Genomic DNA, 18,313 nt, shown 5'->3' on the forward strand with positions numbered 1-18,313 from the left:
TTGCCGATGGGAACCTTTGACGCTAAGTGGCGATGAACCTGCATACAGCCGTATGCCTTTGCAAACCGGTAGCGGAGTAGCTCGAGATGGTCCAACGTATCGAAAAGCATGGCCTTCAGGTGGCCGAGGATCTGGCCCGTTTCGTGGATGACGAGGCCCTGCCGGGAAGCGGCGTCGCGCCTGATGCCTTCTGGTCGGGCTTTGCCGCCCTGATCGAGGACATGACCCCCGAAAACACCGCCTTCCTTGAAAAGCGCGAGGACTTGCAGAACCAGATCGACGATTGGCACATTCGCCACCGGGATCAGCCGCACGACCACGAGGCCTACAAGCAGTTCCTCGAAGATATCGGATACCTGGTCGAGGAAGGCCCCGATTTCGAGATCGAGACCCCCAATGTCGACCCCGAGATCGCCAGCGTGCCGGGGCCGCAACTGGTGGTGCCGGTGACCAATGCACGCTATGCGCTCAACGCCGCCAACGCCCGCTGGGGCAGCCTTTACGATTGTCTTTACGGCACCGATGCCATGGGCTCCCTGCCGCCCAAGGGCGGCTATGACCGGGGTCATGGTGCACGGGTCGTGGCCCGGGCCCGCGTGTTTCTCGACGAAACCTTCCCGCTGGTCGGCACCAGCCACGCGGATGTACGGCGCTACCACGTGCAGGACGGCGCGCTTCTTGTGGATGACTGCCCGCTGGCGAGCCCTGAGAAATTCGCGGGCTACCGTGGCAACCCCAGGGCCCCCGACGCGGTGCTGCTGCGCAACAACGGCCTGCATGTCGAACTGGTCTTCGACCGCGCGCATTTCATCGGCTGCCGCGACCAGGCGCTTCTGGCCGACGTCCGGATCGAAAGCGCGGTCACGGTCATCATGGATTGTGAGGATTCGGTGGCCTGCGTCGATGCCGAGGACAAGGTGCTGGCCTATGGCAACTGGCTGCGCCTGATGCAGGGCACGCTCGAGACCGATGTCGAGAAAGGCGGCAAGACCGTCACCCGCCGTCTGGCCGAGGATCGCCACTACACCGCGCCGGGTGGTGGCGACCTGACTGTCAAGGGCCGGGCGCTGATGTGGGTGCGCAACGTGGGCCACCTGATGACCAATCCCGCCATTCTGGATGCAGACGGCAACGAGATCTTCGAGGGTCTTATGGACGCCGCGATCACCACGCTGATCGGCATGCACGACCTGCAACGCGACAGCGGCAATTCGGTGCATGGCTCGATCTACATCGTCAAGCCCAAGCTGCATGGCCCCGAGGAAGTGGCCTTCACCGACGCCATCTTCACGCGCGTCGAGGAATTCCTCGGCCTGCCGCAATATACCGTCAAGATCGGCGTCATGGACGAAGAGCGCCGCACATCGGTCAATCTCAAGGAATGCATCCGGGCCGCAAGGCACCGCGTGGCTTTCATCAATACCGGCTTTCTCGATCGCACCGGTGACGAGATCCACACCAGCATGGAGGCCGGCCCCTTCAGCCGCAAGGATTTCATCAAGCGCAAGGCGTGGATCGGCGGCTATGAAAACCAGAATGTCGATATCGGGCTGGAATGCGGGATGTCCGGCCGCGCGCAGATCGGCAAGGGCATGTGGGCGATGCCCGACATGATGGCCGCGATGCTGGAACAGAAGATCGAACACCCCAAGGCCGGCGCCAACTGCGCCTGGGTGCCCTCGCCCACGGCGGCCACGCTGCATGCGCTGCATTACCACAAGGTCGATGTCTTCGCGGTGCAGGACGGGCTCAGGGCCGGGGGGCGGCGGGCGTTCGTCGATACGCTGCTCGACATTCCCGTCGCCGCCTACCGCAAATGGTCGAAAGAGCAGATCCTCCGCGAGGTCGAGAACAACGCGCAAGGCATCCTCGGCTATGTCGTGCGCTGGATCGATCAGGGCGTGGGCTGCTCCAAGGTGCCGGACATCAACGATGTCGGCCTGATGGAAGACCGCGCCACCTGCCGCATCAGCTCTCAACATATCGCCAACTGGCTGCATCACGACGTGGTCAGCGAGGCCGAGGCGATGGAGGCGATGCAGAAGATGGCGCGGGTGGTGGATCGTCAGAATTCGGATGATCCCGCCTATCACCCGATGGCGCCCGGCTTCGACGGTATCGCCTTCCAGGCGGCCTGCGATCTGGTCTTCAAGGGGCGCGAGCAACCCTCGGGCTATACAGAACCGGTGCTGCATCGCCGCCGCCTCGAACTCAAGGCCGCGCAATCGGCATGATGCGACCCAAACAGGAGACCCCGAATGGCAGAGATTTCGCTGACCCGCGCCCGCACGATCATCCGCAAGGCCCTTGCCAAGGGCCGAGAGGAAGGTTTCAAGCCGCTCTCCGTGGTGGTGCTCGATACCGGCGGCCACCTGAAGGCGTTCGAACGCGAGGACGGCGCCTCGCCGGGCCGCTTCGGCATCGCCCACGGCAAGGCATACGGCGCGATCATGCTGGGCCTTGCGGGCCGCGCGCAAATGGCCCACGCCGAACAGCAGGCCTATTTCATGGCCGCCATGAACGGTGTCTATGGCGGGCAGGTCGTGCCGGTGCCGGGCGGCATCCTGGTGCGTGACAAGCGCGGCAATATCGTGGGCGCCGTGGGGGTGACGGGGGACACATCCGACAATGACGTGATCGCCGGTGTCGCGGGGATCGAGGCGATAGGCCTGACCCCGGAAGCGTGAGGCACGCCAACACGGCGCGGACCGCTCAAGCAGGTTGGTCCGTCCGCCGCCGTCTGTGTGTCGCCAAGTGAAACCTCCAGCTTCCGAATTCTGTCACAACGCCTCGAATTGCAGACCGCGCCAAGATACATGAGGGGTCGAATCCTCATGTCGGGAGTGAGAAAATGAAAGACAGCGCCATCCACGCAGCACTTTACGGACTGGACCGCTGGGGCCAGGGATTTTTCGACGTCCTCGAAAACGGCGATGTCGCGTTGAAAAGCCCGCTCTCCCCGGACACGCCCGCCGTCAGCCTGCCCGGGATCATGCGCGATCTCGAAAAACGCGGAATTCACGCGCCGCTGGTGCTGCGCGTCGGCTCTTACCTGCGGCAATCCATCCAGCAGATCAACGAAAGCTTTCGCGATGCGATCGACGACCTGGGCTATCGGGGACAGTATCGCGGTGTGTTTCCGATCAAGGTGAACCAGCAGGCCCAGGTGGTCGATCGCATCGTGGAATATGGCTGGCCCTACGATTTCGGACTCGAAGCGGGGTCGAAACCCGAACTGGTCGTCGCACTGGCGCACAAGCTGCCGGAAAACGCGCTGATCGTGTGCAACGGGGTCAAGGATTCGGAATTCGTGGAGCTGGCGATTCACTCGCGCAGGCTGGGTTTCAACACCGTCATCGTGCTTGAAAGCGTGATGGAAGTGGACACCGTGATTGAAGCCAGCCGCGCCCTCGGCATCGAACCGATGCTGGGCGTGCGCGTCAAGCTGAGCAACCAGATCAGCGGAAACTGGGCGGCAAGCTCCGGTGATCGGTCCACCTTCGGGATGAACACCGCCCAACTGGTCGAGGTGATCGACAAGCTGCGCGATGCGGGCCTGTTGCATTGCCTGACCTTGCAGCACTCGCATCTGGGCAGTCAGATCCCCGATGTGAACGACGTGCGCCGCGCGGTCGGTGAAGCATGCCGCTATTTCAGCGAGCTGACCGGCGAGGGCGCGCCCCTGACGCATCTCGATCTTGGCGGCGGGCTGGGGTTCGACTACACCGGCGAAAAGCGTGCCTCGGAAAATTCGATGAACTACAGCATCGCCGAATACTGCTCCAATATCGTGGAGACGGTCCGCTATGCCATGGACGAGGCCGGCATCGACCATCCGACGCTGATCACCGAAAGCGGGCGCGCGGTGGTCGCGGCCTCTTCGATGCTGATCTTCAACGTTCTGGAAGCCACGCTTTACGATGCGCCCGGCGCGCCGGATGTGGAGCCCGACGATCACCACCACGTCGGCGATCTGGCGGCGGTTGCCGATTACCTTTCGGCGGACCGCCTGAGGGAATGCCTCAACGATGCCAGCTTTTATCGCAACGAGATGCGCGCGCTGTTTCGGCGGGGAAATATCGGCATCCGGCAGATGGCGCGCACCGAGAAGATCCACCAGCATCTCGTCTCCCGGATCAAGGCGCTGGCGGCAAGCCACGAAGGCAACAGCGACATCGAGGACGAACTGGTCAAGCTGACCGACATCTACCACTGCAACTTTTCGCTGTTCCAGTCGCTGCCCGATGTCTGGGCGATCGACCAGTTGCATCCGCTGATGCCACTGCAGATGCTCGACCAGCGCCCCACGCGGCGGGCGATCCTGTCCGACATCACCTGCGACAGCGACGGCAAGGTGGACAGGTTCATACTGGCCGATGGCACATCGCCCGCACTTCCGGTGCATGACCTGCCCGAAGACGACGCCTATTACATCGGCGTCTTCTTCGTGGGGGCCTACCAGGAAACGCTCGGCGATCTTCACAATCTTTTCGGCGACACCAACGTGGTCACCATCGACCTGCGCGATGATGGCGGGTTCGACCTGCTTCACGAACAGGAGGGCGACACGATCGCCGAGGTGCTGTCCTATGTCGAATATGATCCCGCCGATTGCGTTGCGGCGTTCCGGGCGCTCGTGGACAATGCGATTTCCAGGGGCACCCTTGATGTCGAGGCGCGACGCCCCTTGATGAAGGCCTATCGCGACAGCATCAATGGCTATACCTATTACGAATAGCCTCCACCGAACAGGGAGACGGACATCATGGGCAACACACTTGTCATCGGCGCCGGCGGCGTCAGCCATGCGGCTGTCCACAAGATGGCGATGAATCCGGACATCTTCACGCATATCACCCTCGCCAGCCGGACGAAGTCGAAATGCGACGACATCGCGGCGTCGGTGAAACGACGCGTCGGCGTCGATATCGAGACCGCGCAGGTCGATGCGATGGACGTGGAGGCCACGGTCGCGCTGATCCGCAGGACCGGGGCGGAAATCCTCGTGAACCTCGCGCTGCCCTACCAGGATCTCAGGCTGATGGATGCCTGCCTCGAGGCCGGATGTCACTACGTGGATACCGCCAATTACGAACCCGAGGACGAGGCGAAGTTCGAGTACAAATGGCAATGGGCCTATGCCGACAAGTTCCGCGCGGCGGGGCTGGTGGCGATCCTCGGCTCTGGTTTCGATCCCGGGGTCACCAGCGTCTTTGCGACATGGCTGAAGAAGCACAAGCTGGACACGATCCGCCAGATAGACGTGCTCGACGCCAATGGCGGGTCCAACGACCAGGCCTTCGCCACCAATTTCAACCCCGAGATCAACCTGCGCGAGGTGCTGCAGGACGCCAAGCACTGGCAGGCGGGCGAGTGGCGCGTCACCCCCGCGATGACCCACAAGGTCGAGTTCGACTTTCCCGAGATCGGGCCGAAGAAAATGTACCTGATGTACCATGAGGAACTGGAAAGCCTGACCGAGCATTTCCCCGAGATCGAGCGCGCGCGGTTCTGGATGACCTTCGGTGATGCCTACATCACCCACGCCAGGGTGCTGCAGAATGTCGGCATGACCCGGATCGACCCGGTGATGCACAACGGCGTCGAGATCATCCCGATCCAGTTTCTCAAGACACTTCTGCCCGACCCGGGCGATCTGGGCGAACAGACCAGGGGCAAGGCCTGTATCGGTGACATCGCGACCGGTCAGGCCAGGGATGGCTCGGGCGAGAAGACCTATTACATCTACAACATCTGCGATCACGAGGACTGCTATGCCGAGGTCGGCAGCCAGGCGGTGTCCTATACCACGGGCGTGCCCGCGATGATCGGCGCGGCGCAGGTTCTCAAGGGCACCTGGACCGCGCCGGGCGTGTGGAACATGGAACAGCTGGATCCGGATGACTTCATGGCGATGCTGAACACGCAGGGCCTGCCCTGGCATGTCAAGGAGCTGGACGCGCCGGTGGCGTTCTAGTCCGGCCGGAAAGGGTACAAGATGATGCAGACCCAGGCCGGCGATGCCGGTGCCTTTCGGCGCTTCGATCCGGCACGCGTGCCATCGCCCTGCTTCGTGATCGACGAGGTGGCGATCGAGGACAATCTGAAGGTGCTCGCCGATGTCGGCGAGCGTTCGGGCGCGCACATGCTCAGCGCGCTCAAGGCGTTCTCCATGTTCTCGCTGGCGCCGCTGCTGCGGTCCTACCTGTCGGGCACCTGCGCCAGCGGGCTTTACGAGGCGCGTCTGGGGCGCGAGGAATACGGCGGCGAGGTCACGACCTTTTCCACCGGCTACAAGGACAGCGAGATCGACGAGATCATCGCGCTGAGCGACCACCTGATCTTCAACAGCCCCGCCCAGAAAGACCGCTTCGGCCCGCGCGCGGCGGCCGCGGGGGTGTCGGTTGGGCTGCGCCTCAATCCGCAGCATTCCGAAAGCGAGGTGCCCAAATACGACCCCTGCCAGCCCGGCTCGCGGCTCGGCGTGCCGGTCTCGGACCTGACCCCGGCCACGATGGCGGGCGTGGAGGGCGTACACATGCACACCCTCTGCGAACAGGGTTTCGAACCATTGCGCCGCACATGGCAGGCGGTGGAGCCGGCGATCGCGCCCTACATGGGGCGACTGAAATGGATCAACCTCGGCGGCGGGCATCACATCACGCGCGACGACTATGACCGCGCGGCGCTGATCGACCTGATCCGCGACATCCGCGCGCGCCACGATGTCGCGGTCTATCTCGAACCGGGCGAGGCGGTGGCGCTGGATGCCGGCATCCTCGTGGGCGAGATCCTCGATGTGTTCGAGAACGCGATGCCGGTGGCGATCACCGACATTTCCGCCACCTGCCACATGCCCGACGTCATCGAAGCGCCATACCGGCCCGCGCTGTTGGACGAATCCCCTTCCGGGTCGACATACCGGCTGGGCGGGCCATCCTGCCTCGCGGGGGATGTCATCGGCGATTACACCTGGGCCGCGCCGCTGCGTCCGGGGCAAAGGATCGCCTTCCTCGATCAGGCGCATTACTCGATGGTCAAGACCAATACCTTCAACGGTGTCGCGCTGCCCGCCATCGCCATCTGGAACAGCCGAACCGACGACCTGCGGATCGTCCGGGAATTCGGATACGCGGACTTCAAGGAGCGTCTGTCATGAGTGTCTTCATGGACAGCGAGCTGACGGCCGAGGAAAGAGGCGAGACTGCCTTCTTCCGGGTGATCCCGGTCCCGCTGGAGCGGACGGTGTCCTATGGCGCGGGCACCGGGCGCGGACCGGCGGCGATCCTCGACGCGTCGAACGAGCTCGAGAGGCTTTGCGCCGGACGCGAACCCTGCAAGGACGGCATTCTCACCGAAACGCCGCTTGATTGCGATGGTCCGATGCCCGACGTGATGACCCGCCTCGCACAGCGCACCGAGGGCGCCGCGCGTGCGGGACGCATCCCGGTGACGCTGGGCGGTGAACATTCCCTGACCTATGGCGCGGTGACGGGCATTGCCCGGGCGCTGGGGCGGCCCTTGGGACTGGTCCAGATCGACGCACATGCCGATTTGCGCGTCGCCTATGAAGGAGAACTGCATTCCCACGCGTCGGTCATGCACCTTCTCGCCGACGAGGGGGTCCGGCTGGCCCAGTTCGGTGTGCGTGCCCTGTGCGCCGAAGAGGTCGACAGCCGCGCGCGCAACGGGGTCTTCTGGCGCGATGCCGAGGAACTGGTCACCGGCGGCCACCACAAGATCGACCTGCCCGGGGATTTCCCCGATCTGGTCTATGTCTCCTTCGACCTCGACGGGCTCGACCCGTCCCAGATGCCCGCGACCGGCACGCCGGTTCCCGGTGGCCTGGGGTATTACCAGGCGCTGCACCTGGTCGAGAATGCGCTGCGGGGGCGCAGGTGCATCGGCTTCGATGTCGTGGAACTGGCACCGGACGGCAATGCGGCGTGGGATTTCACCGCCGCGCAGATCGTCTATCGGCTGATGGCGAACTGCATCGACGGACGCAAATAGCCGTTTCATCGCGGTAACGCGCATTTCGGCTCGGCAGTGGAACAATCGCAAGGCTCAGACGGCTCTGCGCGACAGGGTTCCAGTCTCGTTGCGCGACTCGTCGGACCAGAACTTGCCACCCGTGTCGACAAGCCTCTTGCACAGATCGTCCTCGGACATCGGCTTTCCGAAATAGAAACCCTGCAGGTAATCGCATCCCATGTCCTTCACGATCCGGGCATGCGCTTCGGTCTCGACACCTTCGGCAACGACACTCATGCCAAGGCTTTTCCCGATACCGATGATCGAGGCGACCAGCGGCTTGATCTCGGCATCCGTCACGACAAGCTGGATGAAATGACGGTCGATCTTCAGGATATGGGGCCGGATCTGCAGCAACCCCTGCACCGAGGCATGTCCCGTCCCGAAGTCGTCGAGGGCAATGGTGACACCCAGCTCGTCGAGTTCGTCGATGGTCCACCTGACCACGTCACCCATACGGTCCAAAAAGACGGATTCGAGAATTTCCACCGTAAGTCTTTCCGGTCTGATGCCGGAACTCTTGATGTCGTGGATAAAGCTGGGATCAGCCACCCGCGCGGCAGAGACGTTAATGGCGACGCGCGGCAGGTCGACACCCGCCTGGTCGAACCTGGAAAGTGCGCCGTGAACACAGGAAAAGATGATCTCGTCAATCCTCTTGAGCAGTCCCATATTGGCGGCAGTCTCCAGAAATAGCGCCGGTGCCAGGATACCCTTGGTCGGATGCGACCACCTTACCAACATCTCGGCGCTGGCGATCCGGCCGGTCCTTGCATCGATCACCGGCTGGAAGTACGGGATGAACTCCCGCCTCTCGCAGGCGACCAGCAGGTCGGAGGCCTGTTTCTTCGTTGCGATGGATCTGGCGCGCATCTCTTCGGTGAAGAACGACCAGCGTCCCTTTCCCTGCGACTTTGCGTGATAAAGCGCGGAATCGGCATCTGCGACGACCTGCTCGGGATCGTCCATGCTTGCCTTGGCAAGTGCCACCCCGACGCTGGCACCACAGGCCGTCGACTTGCCGTCACACGAAAAAGGGGCCTGCATCCGCGCAACGATCTCGTCGGCCAGCCCGCTGATGGTCAGCGCGCTCTTCACCAGCGGCTTCAGGATGATGAATTCGTCACCCCCCAGACGGGCGACAAGATCCGTGTCACTGGTCAACTCCCGCAACAGTCTTGCAACAGCGATCAGGAGACGGTCTCCGGCATCATGACCAAGCGTGTCGTTCACGAACTTGAACCGGTCGAGGTCGACATATAGCGCAGCGAATTCGGTGCCATTCTCGCTCAGATCCGCGACCCATGTCTTCAATTCTATCTCGAAATGTCGCCGGTTCGAAAGACCGGTGAGTGCATCTTCATTCGCGTCCCTGGCCACCGACTTTGCAAGCTCGTAAAGACGCGTGTTCTCTTTCTTCAATCGGTCGAGCCGGGCGACGAGTTTCTCATGGCCATCCTGAGATGTTGCGACCGGCGCATTCGCGATTTGCCTCTCGGGTTCGGTATTCTCGTTGCCCAGGTCGATAATCGAACAGAGCCACCAGTGATACCCCGTCTCCGGATCGGACAGATGTGACCAGTTCATCCGCTGCCAGTACAGTTCACCGTTCTTGCGGTTGTTGAGCGTCTTGACGCAAAAATTCTGCCAATTCATCAGTTTTTCGATGATGTGAAGATGAACGCCCTGCTCCAGATCCCGACCGATCAGAATGATCCCGCGTTGACCGACGACTTCGGACTTGTCATGGCCGGTGATCGTGGTGAAGGCCTTGTTGCACCACCGGATCGTCATGATTGCCCCGTCGTCTTCGGACGCCTGGGCAAGGACGAGACCCTCGGAACACTTGTCTTCAACCTGACTGAAAACCTGAGCAGGTATCACGGCGATTTCCACTATCGTTTCGCCGTCTATGCCATCCGGAGGATATCGAACATTTAAGATCACACGATAATGAGGGTGCATTTTATGGAAAATTTGAAGTTTCCAGCCCGCCACATGGTCCCGTCGCGATCCGTGTCTGTTGCCTGGATCATCGCAGCGCCGGGCGGCATTGGCGCGGTCGCGACCCGGCCCGGGACCGACCAACCCACGCACCCGGCGAAGACGCCGATCCGGGCAACGGGGCCCGACAGGGTCCTTGCATGCCGCGCCCCGGCGATCTCGGGATCGCTCGCGTCAGGTGCATCCACTGAATTGATCCTTGTCGCCGATCGATCTACGCAGCGGCGGTCCGTGCGAGTTCCATCGCCCGCGACAGCGCGTCGTCGATATCGTTCGTGGGATCGTTGACGGCGCATACCTGCCTGCGACCGGGTCCCACTTCGAAGATGCACGAGACATACGCGCCATCCGAAATTGCGGAGGCGCATGGGATCCATCTTCCGCCGGGGCCGTCAACGGGATTTCCCCGGCGCACGTTGACGGTGCCGGAGGGTGCGCAGGACACCCCGGCCATCGTGCCAAAAAGCTTGTCGAGACACATGTTCAGCCTCCTTGATGCCCCAGTAATTCAACCCGGGTTTGACTGTTTTAAGGCCGCGTCGGCGCCGTCGCCTTCGATATGCCGCACTTGGGCCAACCGGCGGGGGGCAACGGCCCCCGACACGAGGCCAGATCGTCGCATCGCCACGAGGAATTCTGGAAAAGATGTTTGCAAACAGTAACTTGACACGATCTCTTGGCGGGAGAGCGACTAAGCTCAATTCTTTCCATTTTCCTTATTTTCGCCATGTCTCTGCAGCTGCCCATCGATGCGTCCGGCTCATGCAACCGTCAGCCGATGGAACGCGCGGGGCATCATTTCTCTGGCTGCCGGGCACCACCACGACAGATCCGCTGATCGACAAAACTTTTTTCGGATCAAGGGGATAGCTAACACTTCATTAACGAAATGGTGGGAGCCTGTGCATCAAAGAAGGAATAAAGGCGGGTTGGATGGTCATGTCACCAAGTAAGCTGTTCAAATTGACAACAAATCTTTCCGGAATCTTCCGTCACCTCGAAGAGGCGGGACTCCGCTTGGAGATCGGCGACGACTTTGCAAGATATCGCACGTACCGGAACCAGCAGCACGACCGCGGCCCGATCTACCCGATGTTCGATGTGGCGAGTTCCTATGTCGATCATACGAACGGCTTCTGGGTGTGCGCGTTCGACCCGCATGGCGAGCTGATCCACACCCAGGCCGTGCGGCTGCTCGACCTGGCCGGGACCACGCTCGGGACGCACCTCGCTGACCATCGCCACAAGTACATCACCCCCGACAGCACGCCCGACCCCGATCAGACCTTCTATTCCGGTCCCGACGCACTGCACGCGATTACCGGACGGGTCTGCTACCAGGGGGATTTCTGGCTCCGCGGTCGAGGTCTCGGCGGGCCCCGCAGTCAGGGGGCGACGGCGCTCTTGTCGCGCCTGTTGCTCGAGATCATGGTCGCGGCGTGGCAACCGGCTTTCGTCTTCGCGCTGGTCCCCAAGAACCTCGCCGCGAAAGGCGCGCATCTTCGTTACGGATATTGCCATTGCGAGCCCGGCCGCTGGCTCGGCCCGGATCGGCAGGTCACCGAAGAGGACTACCTGATCTGGATGGGGACCAATGACATGGCCAATCTGGTCGCGGGCGCGCCGCAGGGCCTGCAGGTCGCGAACGGCGTTGCGGCGGTTCTGCCCGGTCCCGCGTCCCTTGACGCGAATACGCATCTGAACAGCAGTGCAAATGTCTGAGTGGCAGTCCCGGCCATGAGCCTGCACACATCCGAATTCAAGAAGACCCGCGCGTCGGGACTGGCACGACGCGTGGCGATTGTCGGGCCGATCGCGGCAAATGTCGCCTTCGTGATCGAGATAACGCTGGTCCCGCTGCTGCTGCCGGCCATCCAGCAGCAATTCGGACTGACCATCGGCGATCTGGGCTGGGTCTTCAATTCATACGGTCTGGCGGTTGCCATCGGGGTCCTGTTCGGAGGCTGGTGGGGCGACGCCTTCCACACGAACAAGGTTTTCGGTCTCGGGGTCGCTCTTTTCGCCATCGGATCGCTCTTGGTCGCCGCCGCGGACAGTTTCGATGCGCTCATCATGGCGCGTATCCTGCAGGGCCTGGGCGCCGGGATCTTTTCGCCACTCGTACCGCTTCTGCTGACGCGCGCGTCACCACGAAAACCGGGGCGGATGCTCATCGTCTGGGGGAGTGTCGCGGGGTATGTGGCCGCATTCGCACCGGTTCTGTACGGCAGCATCCTGAGCGAATACAGTTGGACGCTCGCTTTCATCCTGAACGCCATCATCGCGACAATCGCCCTGGTGATCCTGACGGGATCGACCATCGCTGCCCGGCCGAGAAACCGTCCCGCTGCGAAGAGGAACTATTCAGAACTGTTTCGTGCCCGCGATCTCTGGGTGGCCTTCCTCTATGTGTTCTGCACCTACGGAACCATCACGTATTACCTGTTCCGGCTACCGATCTGGCTGTCAAACAATGCGGTCGGCGAGGCCGGCATAGGTCTGGTCCTGTCCGTGGTGTGGCTGGCATTCAGTATCCTGAGTGCCCTGTTGAGAAATCTCGTCGACAAACCCCATGTCAGGACGATCATGCTCGCCGCGCCGCTTCTCATCCTCGTCGCACTGCCAGCCTTGTTCTACAGCTGGGGTCTTTTGCCAGTCCTCCTGTCAGCGGTTCTCATCGGGGCCGGGCTGGCGTGCAGCAATGCACCGTCGACGCAAATGATATTGCGGTTTGCCCCGAAAGGCCTGAGCGCCGTCTCGACCAGCCTCGACATCACCTTCGCGCGTTTCGGTGGGATAGCGACGGTTGCCACCCTTGCGGCGACCCGACCGAGCCACGCCGCGGCGGCCCTGTCCATCTTGTGTCTTGTCGCAGCCTGCTGCGCACTTGCCGCGGGCAGGCGGCTCACCGCGACCGGATGAGATCGGTTTCGGATGCGGATACACAGTGGCACGGTCTCCGGGCGGCGCCTGCCACCGGGCGCGCGGCCGTTTCACCTGCCGTGACACATGCGGTTTCAAGGGCGTCTTGCTACGGCCTGGACTGACCTCGTGTCACCGCGTCTCCTGCGTCGAATACGGCCCACGCCGAGGCGCATCCCGCGCCCCCGCCGCCGGGGCGTCCCCGCATCGCGCGGCATGGCGCCCCGCGCGAAACCGCGCTAGGCTGGCGCGCATGGATACCGCGTTTCTCATCACCGCCTTCGTCACGCTCTTCGTGGTCATCGACCCGATCGGCATGACGCCGCTTTTCGTGGCGCTGACGCAGGGCAGCAGCGCCGCGCGCCGCCGCGCCATAGCATTGCGCGCCTGTGTCACCTCGGCGCTCATCCTGATCGCCTTCGCGGCCTTCGGCGAGGCGGTGCTGGGCTTCATCGGCATTTCCATGCCCGCCTTTCGCATCGCCGGCGGGGTGCTCTTGTTCCTGACCGCCCTCGACATGCTGTTCGAGCGGCGCACGAAACGCCGGCAGGGCCAGGCCGACGAGGCCGAGGAGGACGAGGGCGACGACCCCTCGATCTTCCCGCTGGCCATTCCGCTGATCGCCGGGCCCGGCGCCATCGCCTCGGTGATCCTGCTGGTCGGCCAGCAACCCGGCCCCGAGGGGCTGGCGATGGTGGTCGGCGTGATGCTGTCGCTGGTGCTGCTGGTCTTCCTGATGTTCCTGACCGGCAGCATCCTCGAGCGCGCGCTTGGCAAGGTGGGCATCAACGTGGTCACCCGGCTGCTGGGGATGCTGCTGGCGGCGCTGGCGGTGCAGTTCGTGCTCGACGGGCTGCGCGGCTTCGGCCTCGCGGGCTGAGGGGGCAGGCGATGCAGGATTTCGATTTCGCCCGCCTCACCTACCTGGTGATCCTCGGCTCGGTGCTGGTGCTGTGGTTCGTGGTCCAGGGCCGCGAGCGGATCGGCAAGCTGCTGCAACAGCTTCTGATCTGGGCGCTGATCTTTCTCGGCGCGCTGGCCGTGGTCGGGCTGTGGCAGGACATCCGCCAGACCGTGCGCCCCACCCAGACCGTGATGTCGGGCGACCGGATCGAGCTGCCGCGCGCGCCCGACGGGCATTACTACCTGACGGCCCAGGTCAACGGCACGCCGCTGCGCTTCATCGTCGATACCGGCGCCAGCCAGGTGGTGCTCAGCCGGCGCGACGCCGATAAGGTCGGCATCGACACCGACACGCTCAACTATTTCGGCCGCGCCTTCACCGCCAATGGCGAGGTGCGCACCGCCCCGGTGCGACTTGACAGCGTGGCGGTCGGCCCGGTCCGGCACGAGGACGTGCGCGCCGTGGTCAATCGTGGCGAGATGGAGGGCTCGCTGCTGGGGATGAGCTACCTGCAGAAATTCTCCAGCATCGAGATCACCGGCGGCAGACTGGTGCTGACGCGTTGAGGCATGCACGCCGATTGCCGCACATCGCCTCGGCGCGGTTGGCGGCCGCAGGCCGCGGCGCCATCGCATGTCCGCCCCCGGACAGGCGATGGCCTGCTGACGCCCGGGATTTCGGATTGCGCCTGGTCACGGGCCGACCCGCGCCGCCGCCGCGATCGGGCCGTGCCGTCCCTCCTGCAGAAGGATCACCGACGCGCCCTGCCCCGGCGCCGCGATCTCCAGCTCCAGCGGCGCCTGCATGTCCCATGTCGCCAGCCGCGCGATCCCGGTCACGACATTCACGTGCCGCGCCGCGCGCCCCGCATTCTCGCCGCGGGTGATGCGCACCTCGGCCTCGGGGATCACCTCCACGCGTTGCACCAGCAACGGCCGGTCGCGCGGCCGCTGTGCAACTGCGCGCAGCGACAAGTGGTCTCCCGCGCGCGTGATCTCCAGCGTGACATCGCCCGGCCCGCGGTCCAGATGCGCGTCGATCAGGTCGATGATGTCCGCGCGATGCGTGCCCACCGCGTAATCGGCCCCGCCGACGATCATCTGCGGCGTGTAGACCATCTTGTGACCCTGCGCGCGCGCATAGCCGCGCTGCCGGGCGCTGTTCTCGGGGCTGCCGAACGTATCCTCCCAGCCCATGTAGTCCCAGTAATCGACATGCAGCGACAGCGCGATCACGTCGTCGCGCGCGGCAAGATCGGCGAGGAACGCGTCGGCGGGCGGACAGGCCGGACAGCCCTGCGCGGTGAAAAGCTCCACCACCACGGGCGCGTCGGCCTCCGCGGCGGGCGCCAGGAAAAGCGCCGCAAGCGCACCGAGAAAAATCTGTCGCATCGCGTGAACCACCGGTTGCGTGCCTTGGCACAGGGTACCGCGAAACCTAGACCGCCACGCGCCCGATCGCCAATCACCGTTTCGAGAGAGCGCGGGGTGACATCCGCGCCCCGAGCACCTATTTGTGTGCAACAGTATACAAACCGGCGCCGGAACCCTTGATCGAAACCCGCAAATGGGTCAAAACCGGTGTCAAGTGATCCAGCCTGACCATGAAAGGACGGCCCATGCCCATCAGCGTCGGACAAGATAGCGCGAAGACCCGCAAGACCCTCACCGCCGGCAACCAGTCGGTCGCCTATTACTCGATCAAGGCCGCAGAGGATGCGGGCCTTGGCGATTTCTCGCGCCTGCCCATCGTGCTCCGGGTGGTGCTCGAGAACATGCTGCGGTTCGAGGATGGCAAGACCGTCACGACCGACGACATCAAGGCGTTCTCGACCTGGGCCGACAATGGCGGCCGCGCCAATCACGAGCTGGCCTACCGCCCCGCCCGCGTGCTGATGCAGGACTTCACCGGCGTGCCGGCGGTCGTCGACCTCGCGGCGATGCGCGACGGGATCAAGGCGCTTGGCGGCAACGCGCAGAAGATCAACCCGCTCAACCCCGTGGACCTGGTCATCGACCACTCGGTGATGATCGACGAGTTCGGCAATCCCCGCGCGCTGCAGATGAACGTGGACCGCGAATACGAGCGCAACATGGAACGCTACCAGTTCCTCAAATGGGGCCAGGGCGCGTTCGACAATTTCCGCGTGGTGCCGCCGGGCACCGGCATCTGCCACCAGGTCAATCTCGAATACCTCGCCGAGACCGTCTGGACCGATACCGACCAGCACGGCGAAACGGTGGCCTACCCCGACACGCTGGTGGGCACCGACAGCCACACCACGATGGTCAACGGCCTCGGCGTGCTCGGCTGGGGCGTCGGCGGGATCGAGGCCGAGGCGGCGATGCTCGGCCAGCCGATCTCGATGCTGATCCCCGAGGTCGTGGGCTTCAAGCTGACCGGCGCGATGGTCGAGGGCACGACCGCCACCGACCTCGTGCTGCGCGTCACGCAGATGCTGCGCGAGAAGGGCGTGGTCGGCAAGTTCGTGGAATTCTACGGCGACGGGCTCGATCACCTGCCGCTCGCCGACCGCGCGACCATCGGCAACATGTCCCCCGAATTCGGCGCCACCTGCGCCTTCTTCCCCGTGGATGACGAGACGCTGCGCTATCTCGAGCAGACCGGCCGCGACAAGGACCGCATCGCGCTGGTCGAGGCCTATGCGAGGGAAAACGGCTTCTGGCGCAACCCGGGCTACGCGCCGGTCTATACCGACACGCTGACCCTCGACATGGGCACGGTCGTGCCGGCCATCTCGGGGCCCAAGCGGCCGCAGGACCACACGCCGCTCGACCGCGCCGCGCCGGCCTTCTACGACGAGGTCTGCGAGTATCGCGGCTGCGACGACAGCGAACAGGCGCGCGACATGCTGGCAGAGGCCCCGGCCCCGGATGCCGGCCGCGACATGCGCAAGTCGGTCCCGGTCAAGGGCGAGGATTACAAGCTGCGCGACGGCTCGGTGGTGATCGCCTCGATCACGTCGTGCACCAACACCTCGAACCCGTACGTGATGATCGGCGCCGGCCTCGTGGCGCGCAAGGCCCGCGAGCGCGGCCTGACCCGCAAGCCTTGGGTCAAGACCTCGCTCGCGCCGGGCAGCCAGGTGGTGTCGCATTACCTCGAGGCCGCGGGCCTGCAGGAGGATCTCGACGCCATCGGCTTCAACCTCGTGGGCTATGGCTGCACCACCTGCATCGGCAATTCCGGCCCGCTGCAGCCCGAGATCTCCGAGGCGATCGCCGAGGGCGACCTGATCGCCACCTCGGTCCTGTCGGGCAACCGTAACTTCGAGGGGCGGATCAGCCCGGACGTGCGCGCCAACTACCTCGCCTCGCCGCCGCTGGTGGTGGCCTACGCGCTGGCCGGCGACATGAATATCGACCTGACCCGCGATCCGCTCGGCCACGACCCCGACGGCAATCCGGTCTACATGAAGGATCTGTGGCCCACCCAGGCAGAGATCGCGCGCCTCGTCGAGGCCACCGTCACCCGCGAAGCCTTCCAGGAGAAATACGCGGACGTCTTCAAGGGCGACGACCAATGGCGCGCCATCGAGACCTCGGGCGGCGAGACCTACGATTGGCCGGCAAACTCGACCTACGTGCAGAATCCGCCTTATTTCAAGGGCATGTCGGCCGAACCGGGCACCATCGACAACATCGAGGGCGCCCGCGTGCTGGCGATCCTCGGCGACATGGTGACCACCGACCACATCTCGCCGGCGGGCTCGTTCAAGGCCGACACGCCCGCGGGGCGCTACCTTCAGGAACGCCAGGTCCCTGTACGAGAGTTCAACTCCTACGGCTCGCGGCGCGGCAATCACGAGGTGATGATGCGCGGCACCTTCGCCAATATCCGCATCCGCAACGAGATGCTGGACGGGGTCGAGGGCGGCTATACCAAGGGCCCCGACGGGGAACAGACCTCGATCTTCGACGCCGCGATGGCGTGGCAGGATCAGGGCACGCCGCTGGTGATCTTCGCCGGCGAGCAATACGGTGCCGGCTCCAGCCGCGACTGGGCGGCCAAGGGCACGGCCCTGCTGGGCGTCAAGGCGGTGATCGCCGAGAACTTCGAGCGCATCCACCGCTCCAACCTCGTCGGCATGGGCGTGATCCCGTTCGAGTTCACCGGCGGCGACAGCCGCAAGTCGCTCGGCCTGACCGGCGACGAGACGGTGACGATCACCGGTCTCGACACGATCAAGCCGCAGCAGGAGGTGCCCTGCACCATCACCTACGGCGACGGCACGGAAAAAGAGATCACGCTGAAATGCCGGATCGATACAGCCATCGAGAAGGAATATGTCGAACATGGCGGCGTGCTGCATTACGTGCTGCGCGACCTCGCACAATCGGCGGCGTGACCGACTGATCCAGGGCGCGGCGGTGTCGCCGCCGCGCCCTGCCCCGGCTCGCACGGCCCGGACAATCTGTCCCATGCCGG

Annotated in this window: 14 protein-coding genes; 11 read left to right on the forward strand and 3 right to left on the reverse strand. The window is 64.0% G+C overall.

Annotation, left to right across the window (positions count from 1 at the left end):
- Positions 1-86: 86 nt before the first annotated feature.
- The 6 genes from V8324_RS08010 (at position 87) to speB (ending at position 8,013) form a co-directional block, all read left to right on the forward strand.
- On the forward strand, positions 87-2,234 hold the full coding sequence (locus tag V8324_RS08010; RefSeq protein ID WP_336419408.1) for a malate synthase G: 2,148 nt from the start codon (positions 87-89) through the stop codon (positions 2,232-2,234).
- A gap of 24 nt (positions 2,235-2,258) precedes the next feature.
- Positions 2,259-2,687, forward strand: a complete 429-nt coding sequence (locus V8324_RS08015; RefSeq protein WP_336419409.1) for a GlcG/HbpS family heme-binding protein — start codon at positions 2,259-2,261, stop codon at positions 2,685-2,687.
- Positions 2,688-2,851: 164 nt separating this feature from the next.
- Positions 2,852-4,738, forward strand: a complete 1,887-nt coding sequence (speA, locus tag V8324_RS08020; RefSeq protein WP_336419410.1) for a biosynthetic arginine decarboxylase — start codon at positions 2,852-2,854, stop codon at positions 4,736-4,738.
- A 27-nt stretch (positions 4,739-4,765) separates the two neighbouring features.
- Entirely contained in the window at positions 4,766-5,977 is a 1,212-nt protein-coding gene (locus V8324_RS08025) for a saccharopine dehydrogenase family protein (RefSeq protein WP_336419411.1), read from the forward strand.
- 21 nt (positions 5,978-5,998) lie between these two features.
- Positions 5,999-7,159: a carboxynorspermidine decarboxylase gene (nspC, locus tag V8324_RS08030; RefSeq protein WP_336419412.1), complete on the forward strand. Its 1,161-nt coding sequence runs from the start codon at positions 5,999-6,001 to the stop codon at positions 7,157-7,159.
- Positions 7,156-8,013 (forward strand): agmatinase, encoded by an 858-nt coding sequence (gene speB, locus V8324_RS08035; RefSeq protein ID WP_336419413.1) that lies wholly within the window; start codon positions 7,156-7,158, stop codon positions 8,011-8,013. The genes nspC and speB overlap by 4 nt, the downstream gene beginning before the upstream one ends.
- A gap of 54 nt (positions 8,014-8,067) precedes the next feature.
- Here speB and V8324_RS08040 read toward each other — a convergent pair whose 3' ends face one another.
- Both V8324_RS08040 and V8324_RS08045 read right to left on the reverse strand, forming a co-directional pair.
- On the reverse strand, positions 8,068-10,032 hold the full coding sequence (locus tag V8324_RS08040; RefSeq protein WP_336419414.1) for a sensor domain-containing protein: 1,965 nt from the start codon (positions 10,030-10,032) through the stop codon (positions 8,068-8,070).
- A 220-nt stretch (positions 10,033-10,252) separates the two neighbouring features.
- Positions 10,253-10,519, reverse strand: coding sequence for a hypothetical protein (locus tag V8324_RS08045; RefSeq protein WP_336419415.1), 267 nt, complete (start codon positions 10,517-10,519; stop codon positions 10,253-10,255).
- Between the two features lie 536 nt (positions 10,520-11,055).
- Between V8324_RS08045 and V8324_RS08050 the strand changes: the two genes are divergently transcribed.
- From V8324_RS08050 to V8324_RS08065, 4 genes are all read left to right on the forward strand, one after another.
- Positions 11,056-11,760, forward strand: coding sequence for a hypothetical protein (locus tag V8324_RS08050; RefSeq protein ID WP_442970487.1), 705 nt, complete (start codon positions 11,056-11,058; stop codon positions 11,758-11,760).
- Between the two features lie 72 nt (positions 11,761-11,832).
- Positions 11,833-12,960 carry an MFS transporter gene (locus V8324_RS08055; protein WP_336419417.1) on the forward strand — a complete coding sequence of 376 codons (1,128 nt, stop codon included), beginning with the start codon at positions 11,833-11,835 and terminating at the stop codon, positions 12,958-12,960.
- Positions 12,961-13,213: 253 nt separating this feature from the next.
- Positions 13,214-13,840, forward strand: coding sequence for a MarC family protein (locus tag V8324_RS08060; protein WP_336419418.1), 627 nt, complete (start codon positions 13,214-13,216; stop codon positions 13,838-13,840).
- Positions 13,841-13,851: 11 nt separating this feature from the next.
- Complete coding sequence (locus V8324_RS08065) at positions 13,852-14,430, forward strand: retropepsin-like aspartic protease family protein (protein ID WP_336419419.1); 579 nt, start codon at positions 13,852-13,854, stop codon at positions 14,428-14,430.
- Positions 14,431-14,556: 126 nt separating this feature from the next.
- On the opposite strand, the gene V8324_RS08070 is transcribed toward V8324_RS08065, so the two are convergent.
- Positions 14,557-15,255 (reverse strand): DUF1223 domain-containing protein, encoded by a 699-nt coding sequence (locus V8324_RS08070; RefSeq protein WP_336419420.1) that lies wholly within the window; start codon positions 15,253-15,255, stop codon positions 14,557-14,559.
- Positions 15,256-15,482: 227 nt separating this feature from the next.
- Here V8324_RS08070 and acnA point away from each other — a divergent pair, with 227 nt between their 5' ends.
- The gene (gene acnA, locus V8324_RS08075) at positions 15,483-18,233 is read left to right on the forward strand and encodes an aconitate hydratase AcnA (protein WP_336419421.1); all 2,751 of its coding nucleotides are present in this window, start codon (positions 15,483-15,485) and stop codon (positions 18,231-18,233) included.
- Positions 18,234-18,313 lie beyond the last annotated feature (80 nt).

This window comes from Roseovarius sp. D22-M7 (assembly GCF_037083785.1).
In the GTDB taxonomy this organism is placed as follows: domain Bacteria; phylum Pseudomonadota; class Alphaproteobacteria; order Rhodobacterales; family Rhodobacteraceae; genus Roseovarius.

Bases quoted from the DNA above. Each gene is read 5' to 3' on its own strand.
- V8324_RS08045 (WP_336419415.1), bottom strand. From the start codon at position 10,519: ATGTGTCTCGACAAGCTTTTTGGCACGATGGCCGGGGTGTCCTGCGCA.
- V8324_RS08015 (WP_336419409.1), top strand. From the start codon at position 2,259: ATGGCAGAGATTTCGCTGACCCGCGCCCGCACGATCATCCGCAAGGCC.
- V8324_RS08010 (WP_336419408.1), top strand. From the start codon at position 87: ATGGTCCAACGTATCGAAAAGCATGGCCTTCAGGTGGCCGAGGATCTG.
- V8324_RS08065 (WP_336419419.1), top strand. From the start codon at position 13,852: ATGCAGGATTTCGATTTCGCCCGCCTCACCTACCTGGTGATCCTCGGC.
- acnA (WP_336419421.1), top strand. From the start codon at position 15,483: ATGCCCATCAGCGTCGGACAAGATAGCGCGAAGACCCGCAAGACCCTC.
- V8324_RS08070 (WP_336419420.1), bottom strand. From the start codon at position 15,255: ATGCGACAGATTTTTCTCGGTGCGCTTGCGGCGCTTTTCCTGGCGCCC.
- V8324_RS08060 (WP_336419418.1), top strand. From the start codon at position 13,214: ATGGATACCGCGTTTCTCATCACCGCCTTCGTCACGCTCTTCGTGGTC.
- speA (WP_336419410.1), top strand. From the start codon at position 2,852: ATGAAAGACAGCGCCATCCACGCAGCACTTTACGGACTGGACCGCTGG.
- nspC (WP_336419412.1), top strand. From the start codon at position 5,999: ATGATGCAGACCCAGGCCGGCGATGCCGGTGCCTTTCGGCGCTTCGAT.
- speB (WP_336419413.1), top strand. From the start codon at position 7,156: ATGAGTGTCTTCATGGACAGCGAGCTGACGGCCGAGGAAAGAGGCGAG.
- V8324_RS08025 (WP_336419411.1), top strand. From the start codon at position 4,766: ATGGGCAACACACTTGTCATCGGCGCCGGCGGCGTCAGCCATGCGGCT.